Source organism: Kocuria rhizophila (assembly GCF_003667225.1).
Classification (GTDB): domain Bacteria; phylum Actinomycetota; class Actinomycetes; order Actinomycetales; family Micrococcaceae; genus Kocuria; species Kocuria rhizophila.
Genome location: NZ_RCOM01000154.1, coordinates 1 through 1,655, shown reverse-complemented (window position 1 = coordinate 1,655; position 1,655 = coordinate 1). Strand labels below are relative to the sequence as shown.

Below are 1,655 nucleotides of genomic sequence, written 5' to 3'. Positions count from 1 at the left end.
GGCTGCGGCTGTGCGATGCGGGCGGCGCGGGGCGTGAGGTAGGCCCCGGGAGGCTCAGGCCTCGCCGAAGGCGGGGTCCTCGCTGTAGACCAGCTCGGCCTTGCCGTCCGCGAGGTGGTAGAACACGCCGATCACAGCGGCGTCCCCGCGGGTGACTGCAGTGGAGATCGCGGCGGAGTGGTCCATGAGCCGTGCGGCGGTCTGCCGGGTGTGCTCCACGACCATGTCCTGCAGGTCCGCGTCCCCGGCGCGCTTGGCCTCCAGGACGGACGGGGTGATGCGCTCCACGAGGTCGCGCTGGAAGCCGCGGGGCAGCTGTCCGGACTCCACGGAGTCCTTGGTGGCCGTCACCGCGCCGCACGAGTCGTGGCCGAGGACCATGATCAGCGGCGTGCCGAGCACCTCGATCGCGTACTCCAGGGAGCCGAGCACGGCGTTGTCGATCACCTGACCGGCGGTGCGGATCACGAAGGTGTCACCGAGGCCGAGGTCGAAGATGATCTCCGCGGCCAGCCGGGAGTCGGAGCACCCGAAGATCACGGCGAACGGCTTCTGGGACTGCGCGAGGTCCTTGCGGCGCTGCGCGTCCTGGTGAGGGTGCTCGGTCTCCCCGGCGATGAAGCGGGCGTTGCCGTCCTGCAGGGCGCGCCACGCCTCGAGCGGGGTGCGGGGGGTGTGGTCCACGGCGGTGGTTTGAGTGCTCACGCAACGGCTCCAGGGTGCTCGAAGGGTACGCGGGCGCCGATCGGGCCCGCATCGGTTCCAGGGTAGACCGGCTCACGCCGTGGTTCTGCGGGGCCGCGGACAGCGGCCTGAGTCCGGTCGGTCAAGGCGATCTTGGCGGTCCCGAGGTCCCTGAGCTCCCGCACCGCAGGGGCCACCCCTGGACACGGCGGGGGATCAGGAGCCGGACAGCGACTGCGCGACCTGCTCGAACTCCGCGTCCGGTGCCTTGCCGCTGAGCACCACGGTGGAGTCCTTGAGGTCGGCGACCCACGCCGTGTACTCCTCCTGCTTGTCCGTGGCTTCGCGGTGGTGCAGGGTCCACGTGACCCCGCCGACGGTCTTCTCGCCGGTCTGCGGAGCCTGCTCGGTGCGCTGCGCGAGCCACGTGGGGTTGGGCTCGGCCGTCTGCACGAGGTCCACCAGGTGGTACTCGGGGGAGAGGTATCCCACGTTCCACAGCGGCACGCCGTCCTCGGAGTTCTCGGTCCAGCGCGCGTAGTTGGCGCTCCACCCCTCGGGCAGCTGCGGGGCCGCCGGGGTGAAGGGCGCCTGGTCCGCCACGAACGCGGCCTCCTGGCCCACGTCCACGTTCGCGCGGTAGGGCTGTCCGTCCGGCTTGGGCTGAAGCCACAGGAACGGCAGCAGCAGGAGCATGAGCACCACCATGGAGATGACCATGCCCCGGATGGGGGCGTTGATCCGCGCCGCCTGCTTGGTGGTCAGCTGGGGGACGGGCTGCTCGGCGTCCCCGGCGTTCTCCGTGCCGCTGCCCACGCCGCCCGGTCCACTCTCCGGGGCGGCGCTCTCCGCACCGGGGACGGGACCAGCGCTCCCGGAATCACCCTCGATGCTGGGAGGGGAGGACGCACCGGGGGTGCTGGTTGCACCGGAGGCGGGCGGGACCCCGGGACCGTCGACCGCGCCGCCAC

General features: G+C 72.0%; 2 protein-coding genes. Both read right to left on the bottom strand.

Translation table 11 applies throughout. The features are described 5' to 3' along the window. Positions 1–54: 54 nt before the first annotated feature. Positions 55–705: a carbonic anhydrase gene (locus D9R02_RS11760; RefSeq protein ID WP_180956178.1), complete on the bottom strand. Its 651-nt coding sequence runs from the start codon at positions 703–705 to the stop codon at positions 55–57. Positions 706–900: 195 nt separating this feature from the next. Next, on the bottom strand, positions 901–1,655 hold a 755-nt coding region (locus D9R02_RS11755), incomplete at its 5' end, for a DUF4245 domain-containing protein (protein ID WP_121566958.1).